Annotated in this window: 6 protein-coding genes; 3 read left to right on the forward strand and 3 right to left on the reverse strand. The window is 66.4% G+C overall.

Annotation, left to right across the window (positions count from 1 at the left end; genetic code table 11):
• Together ADL25_RS05825 and ADL25_RS51780 are read right to left on the reverse strand one after the other, a co-directional pair.
• On the reverse strand, positions 1 to 664 hold a 664-nt coding region (locus ADL25_RS05825; protein ID WP_420711338.1), incomplete at its 3' end, for a fascin domain-containing protein.
• 180 nt (positions 665 to 844) lie between these two features.
• Entirely contained in the window at positions 845 to 1,030 is a 186-nt protein-coding gene (locus ADL25_RS51780) for a hypothetical protein (protein WP_159044889.1), read from the reverse strand.
• A 214-nt stretch (positions 1,031 to 1,244) separates the two neighbouring features.
• Here ADL25_RS51780 and ADL25_RS52120 point away from each other — a divergent pair, with 214 nt between their 5' ends.
• Both ADL25_RS52120 and ADL25_RS05835 read left to right on the forward strand, forming a co-directional pair.
• Entirely contained in the window at positions 1,245 to 2,261 is a 1,017-nt protein-coding gene (locus tag ADL25_RS52120) for a DUF4157 domain-containing protein (protein WP_059126549.1), read from the forward strand.
• A 284-nt stretch (positions 2,262 to 2,545) separates the two neighbouring features.
• Positions 2,546 to 3,205: a hemerythrin domain-containing protein gene (locus tag ADL25_RS05835; protein WP_059126550.1), complete on the forward strand. Its 660-nt coding sequence runs from the start codon at positions 2,546 to 2,548 to the stop codon at positions 3,203 to 3,205.
• An 871-nt stretch (positions 3,206 to 4,076) separates the two neighbouring features.
• On the opposite strand, the gene ADL25_RS05840 is transcribed toward ADL25_RS05835, so the two are convergent.
• On the reverse strand, positions 4,077 to 4,706 hold the full coding sequence (locus tag ADL25_RS05840; RefSeq protein ID WP_059126551.1) for a TetR/AcrR family transcriptional regulator: 630 nt from the start codon (positions 4,704 to 4,706) through the stop codon (positions 4,077 to 4,079).
• Positions 4,707 to 4,874: 168 nt separating this feature from the next.
• Here ADL25_RS05840 and ADL25_RS05845 point away from each other — a divergent pair.
• Positions 4,875 to 5,790: aldo/keto reductase (locus ADL25_RS05845; protein ID WP_059126552.1), on the forward strand; the 916-nt coding region annotated here is incomplete at its 3' end.

Below are 5,790 nucleotides of genomic sequence, written 5' to 3' on the forward strand. Positions count from 1 at the left end.
CACCACAGCAATCTCGTCCGGAGTCACGCACACTCAACGCCACACCCAGCCCACAGGACACGCACCACCACAACCGACCTGACCAAGCCCTACTAGGGCAGCGGACTTCGAACTTCTCGAAGCTCTTGACGCTGGCCGCACGCGCCCGGAGCATGCCTGCGTCGGCGCCCGTGTAGTTCTTCTCGGCGCTTACATAACTCCCGGTGCCATACGAAAAGAGGGTGTAGTACCCGTCCATCGGGCAGAGGGAGAACTTCTCCCAGGGTCCAACGGAGGACGATCGAGCTCGGAGCATGCCGAAGACAGATCCGGTGTACTCCGCCTCCGCGGCGACAAAAAGACCGTTGCCTCTGGACTGGATTTTGATGTCGTCGCAGTGGTCAGTGCCGAGATCCCAATCAGGGGAGGCTACGGTGACCGTGCCCGACTGAGCGTGGGCTGCGGTCGCGGACGGCGTCACAGCCAGCACGACCACCACCGCCGCGGCGGCAATACCGAACTTGCCGAGGATGTTTTTGAGGTTCATGTTCCTGCTTTCAGCAATCTTTCTCTGAGCTTTGTGCACGATGACCTGCCACGGCCTGCCGAGAACCGGCGGCCGCTGACGCTGAGCATGAGATGCCTGGACTTCGATGTGCACCGTACGGTCCGGCGTCAGACGCATGGATAAGACGTTACTGATGCCAGCACAAGTCAACCTTGTAGGCATTGACGCCTCATCGACACGCGATTGAAGAACGATTGACGCGATGTCATAGCGTGGCACCACGCCGTGAGCCTCAATACCAGTGACTTAAGACTGTTGGCAACTCGGCTCCACCCAACTCGGGAGAGTCCGGAGCCTCTACAGGTTCCAGAGCGGTTCAGACGCAGGTGTGAGGATTCTGTTGTTACGCAGTAGCGCCCACAGAACGTCGACCCGGCGGCATGCCGGTTCGCCGAAGCCGTCGGCATCCGCCAACAACGCCGTACTGAATGACGGCCGTACCAAAGCCGCACGCTTCACGACGCTCAACGAGATCTGCTGCATCCTCGAATGCTCACCCGGCGGGGTGCTCCGCTGGTTACCCGACAGCCCACTGGTCGATTGACACCCGCCACCAGAAGAGCTGCTGCCCGCCAGGAGCGGAAGAGCGACAGTGGGTGACGGCCGTTCGACCTCTGCATCTGCCCTTCCGGTCGTTGTTTCGTTGCCCGCCACAGAGAGTGCCTGGGAACCGTAGGCCCCGAATCGAGGAGTGGCGATGCGCGCGCAAGAGGAGCGACCGGGCCAGGCTGCCGACGGGCAACGTAGGCCGGCCGGACCCGTCGTCAGAGCCGCGCAGTCCGCCGGGTGGACGACCGAGACCGTACCCGCCTTGCAGAGGACGGCAGGTAATGCCGCGGTGCAGCATACGCTGGCCCAGGAGCGGCACGAGCACGCAGCGGGCTGTGGCCACCCGGAGCCGGTGCCCGCGCAGCGCTCCATCGTCGCGGATGTCCTGCGCAGCGCCGGTCGACCGCTGGCCGCTGACGTACGGGCGGACATGGAGCAGCGGCTCGGGGCGGACTTTCCCGAAGTACATGTGCACACCGACAGCGTGGCCCAGCGGTCCGCCGCCGAGATCGGTTTCCGCGCCTACACCTCGGGCAGCCATGTGGTCGTAGGCCGGGGCGGCGCCGACAAGCACACCCTGGCACACGAGTTGACCCACGTCGTCCAGCAGCGCAGCGGCCCGGTCGCCGGTACCGACAACGGTGCGGGCCTGCGGGTGTCGGACCCCTCAGACCGGTTCGAGCGGGAGGCGGAGGCCAACGCCCGTCGTGTGATGAGCGGCCCCGCCCCGCGAGGCGGTCTCACAGGCGTCGACGCGACTTCTGCGCCGGGCCGCAGGGACTCCGTTTCCGAGCTCCCCGTGCGGCGGGTCTTTCAGGGCTCCTTGGGCACTTACAGCACCGGTCAGGCCCTCGCAGCCCTGAAGGCGCAGATCGAGGGATCGAAGCCCAAGTGGAGCGAGGTCGTGCGATTCGGCTCCGACCGGCCCTTTGGACGGCAGCTGGAACGTGGATGCCGATACCGGCTCCGGTGTAGCCCTTGGCGGTCAGGATGGGCCCCGTCCGCGGCCTTGTGCAGAGCAGGAAGCATGAATGCAGACTGCGGTGATGTCAGGAGTGGCACCGGGTTCGACATCGGAGACCTGCAGCGGGGTGCCGAGGGGACAGGAACTGCACGGTGCCGCCGGGCGCCGTCACTGACCCTCCAAGCGGATGGAACTGCCTGACCAGCGGTAACGGAGCAGAGCAGTTTCCGGACGCTGCGGGTGGCTGGACGACTAAATCTGACGCGCGCGTTCTATTTTCTCGCCCTCTCGCCCTCTACATTCCTGTGAGGTGGCAGTCACGGGTGCATCCTCTGATCCCCGTTGGACTGCAACCCTCTCTGGAGCCCGGATGCGCTCCGGCGCAGGACGGGCCAGGTTCGGCAGACCCAATGCCTCAGGCAAGCAGCAGCGGATCTCCGCGACGACGATCAAGGACCCCAGTGAACCCGAGCACCAAAGAACCTATGGCCGATGTGCGGGACATGTACATGGTCCACACCATGTTGCGCCGTGAGCTTGGCCTCCTCCCGCAACTCGTCAGGGACGTCGCCCCGGAAGACACCAGGCGCTCCGAGGTCGTCGGCGCCCACGCCTCCTTCGTCTGCGACCTCCTGCACCTCCACCACGAGGGCGAGGACGTCTTCCTGTGGCCGCTGCTCCACCAACGCGGCGGCAAGGAGGCCCAGGACATCGTGCCGGTCATGGAGCAGCAGCACCAAGGGATCGAGTCCGCCAACGCGAAGGTCCTGCGTCTGCTGCCGCGGTGGCGTTCCACCGCGCGCGGCGGTGATGAACTCGCCGAGGCGTTCGTCCGGTTGGAGACCGCCGTGCTGGAGCACATGGCGATGGAGGAGGAGCGGATCCTCCCCCTGGCCGAGAAGTACGTAACTGCGGCGGAGTGGAGGCGCCTCGGCGAGCACAGCCTCGAGAAATCATCGAAGAAGACCCTTCCGCTGGCCTTTGGCATGGCGATGTACGAGGGCGACCCCGAGGTCGTCAGAGCGCTCCTCGCCGAGGCACCGCCCGTCGCCAGGCTGCTCATGCACGCGGTCGCGCGACGTCGGTTCGTCAGGCACGCCAAGCGGGTTCACGGCACCCCGACACCCCCGCGCGCCACCCGCTGAGGGACCCGTCTGCCACCGGGGCCCGCGCCGTGCCCACGGCGCAAGGGCCCCCTTGGCGTCCAGCGCCGGAAAGTGAGGGCGGGACGGGAGGGCAGAGAGTGCGCACCGCCGCTCAGCGCGGCCAGTCCCTGCCAGCCACGGGCCGACCCCGTTGCATGCGGGTGAAGGCTCCGGCGAGCGTCATCAACCAACTACCGGCATGCGGCACATGTTCCCGCCCTACGACAGACCCATCGGTGCAGTGCCCAGCCTTCGCCTCCGCTCCGAGAATGAACGGGACGGCTGAGAAGTTTTCCTCATGGAGGACAAGGCAGGTGGGGTTCAGGGCCAGTCGGTTCGCGCAGGCAAGTACCCCCCGTGTCGAACGGGAGAGACGGTTTCTGCTCGCCAGGCCTCCCGAACTGTCTGCGGTGACCACAACTCGCGTGATCACCGACAGATACGTGGTGGGGACCCGTTTGAGGCTGCGGCGAGCGGATTTCACAGACGATCGCTGCGAGCTCAAGCTCACCCGGTAGGTACCCATCCTGCAACCCGGCACCGTCCAGGGCCTGATCACGAATACGTACTTGTCCCCGGCCGAATACGACGTACTCGCTTCGCCGCCGGCAGCGGTGCTGCCTGCGCTGTCGGATGTGGAAGACGTCTAGGTACTCGAGGAGTGCTGTGGGCAGCTCCAGACACGTCCGCCACCGTCTGCGGTCGAGTAGTTCAACCTGGACCCGGGCCCAGAAGGAATCCATCATCGCGTTGTCCACGCTGTCTCCGATAGAGCTCACCGAGGGCAGCAGGTCGGAGGCCCTCGGGCGCTGGGTGAACGCCCAACTGCGGTGGGCGAACGAGATCCTCAAGGTGGCCTCGGCCAAAGCACTTACTTGCTGTAGCCAGCCGGGCGGCGGTAAAAGCCGTGCCACCAGGTCAGTGCCAGCTCGCGCGCGAACGCGGCGTCGCCGGCGGGATCCCCGGCGGTGACGTGGTCGACGAGGGCCCGCTCGCCGCCCATGACGATCACCCGAGTTGCACTCACCGGGTCCAGGTCGGCCGGGGTGCGGCCGGCGTCCTGCTCGGCGCGGAGCACCGCGATCGTCCAGTCCGTGAACTGGTTGAGTTCCGCACTCCAGAAGTCACGCACGGTCGCGTCGTATGTGGCGACCTCAGCGAGCGCCCGCCTTACGGCGGCGTGTTTCCGATAGACCTTCACCACTTGCAGGAAGGCGTCTGCGAGACGTTCGACGCCGTCCGACGGGGACCATGCCGAGGTGACGTCGAAGGAGGAGGTCATGAGTTCGGTGGCCAGGCGGATGAGCAGGTCGATCTTGTCGCGGAAGTGGCTGTAGAAGGTCGAGCGGGCGACGCCGGCCTCGGTGCAGATGTGCTGCACGCCGAGCTCGGTGAAGTTCGCGCCCTTGATCAGGAGACGCTGCGTCGCGGCCAGGATGTCCGCCTCGGCCGAGGTGGGGCGGCCGACCTTCGCGGTGCGTCGTCGGGTGATCGAAGGCATGTCCGGATCCTAGGGTCGTCGCTTTGCGGCGCACGTCACACTACACCTCGTCCGGACACCGTGTAGCGTCATTTCCGGACACGATGTCCGGACGTAGCGGCCGGAAAGATGTGGGACGCCGGGTCGCCTGCCGGTGGACCGGGTGTATCTGCAAGCAAGGAGTAGCTGGTGAAATATCGTCTGCTGGGACGTACCGGGGTCTGGGTCTCCGAGATCTCCCTGGGCGCGATGACGTTCGGCGGCAAGGAGCACCCGGTGTACCGCACCCATGGGGCACTCGGGCAGGAGGAAGTGGATCGGATCGTCGGCACGGCACTCGACGCCGGAATCAACTTCATCGACACGGCCGACGTCTACGCCGACGGCGAGAGCGAAGAGCTGCTCGGCCGGGCGATCGCGCAGCACCGGCGGGACGTGGTGCTCGCCACCAAACTGATGGCTCCGGTCGGGCCGGGGCCCAACGACCAGGGGCTCTCCCGTCTGCACGTGATGCGGGCGCTGGAGGACAGCCTGCGCCGGCTGAAGACCGACTACGTCGATCTCTACCAGATCCACAACCACGACCACATGACGCCGATCGAGGAGACGCTCAGCGCGCTCGACGACGCGGTACGGCAGGGCAAGGTCCGCTACATCGGCTGTTCCAACCTCGCCGCCTGGCAGATCAGCAAGGCGTTGGGCATCTCCGCGCTGCACAACCAGGCGAAGTTCGTCGCCAATCAGACGCACTACTCGCTGCTGTCGCGCGACGCCGAACGTGACCTGGTGCCCATGGCCGAGGACGCCGGGCTGAGCCTGACGGTCTGGCAACCACTCGTCGGCGGATTCCTCACCGGCAAGTTCGACCGCGGCGGGGTCAGCACAGAACAAGACTCCCGCCGGACCCGGAACGGCTTCGACTTCGTACCCTTCGACGAGGAGAAGGGCTTCACTGTGCTCGCCGCGCTGCGCACGGTCGCCGCGCGGCACGAGGTGAGCCCCGCCCGGGTCGCCATCGCCTGGCTGCTCGCCCAGCGCGCCGTCACCAGCGTCATCGTCGGCGCCCGCAAGCTGGAACAGCTCACGGACAACATCGCCGCCAGCG

It is taken from the genome of Streptomyces sp. NRRL F-5122, assembly GCF_001507435.1.
GTDB classification, from domain to species: Bacteria; Actinomycetota; Actinomycetes; order Streptomycetales; family Streptomycetaceae; genus Streptomyces; species Streptomyces lannensis.

Excerpts from the sequence above, each read along its gene's own strand:
- ADL25_RS52120 (WP_059126549.1), top strand. The coding sequence starts at position 1,245 with ATGCGCGCGCAAGAGGAGCGACCGGGCCAGGCTGCCGACGGGCAACGT.
- ADL25_RS51780 (WP_159044889.1), bottom strand. The coding sequence starts at position 1,030 with ATGCAGCAGATCTCGTTGAGCGTCGTGAAGCGTGCGGCTTTGGTACGG.
- ADL25_RS05835 (WP_059126550.1), top strand. The coding sequence starts at position 2,546 with ATGGCCGATGTGCGGGACATGTACATGGTCCACACCATGTTGCGCCGT.
- ADL25_RS05840 (WP_059126551.1), bottom strand. The coding sequence starts at position 4,706 with ATGCCTTCGATCACCCGACGACGCACCGCGAAGGTCGGCCGCCCCACC.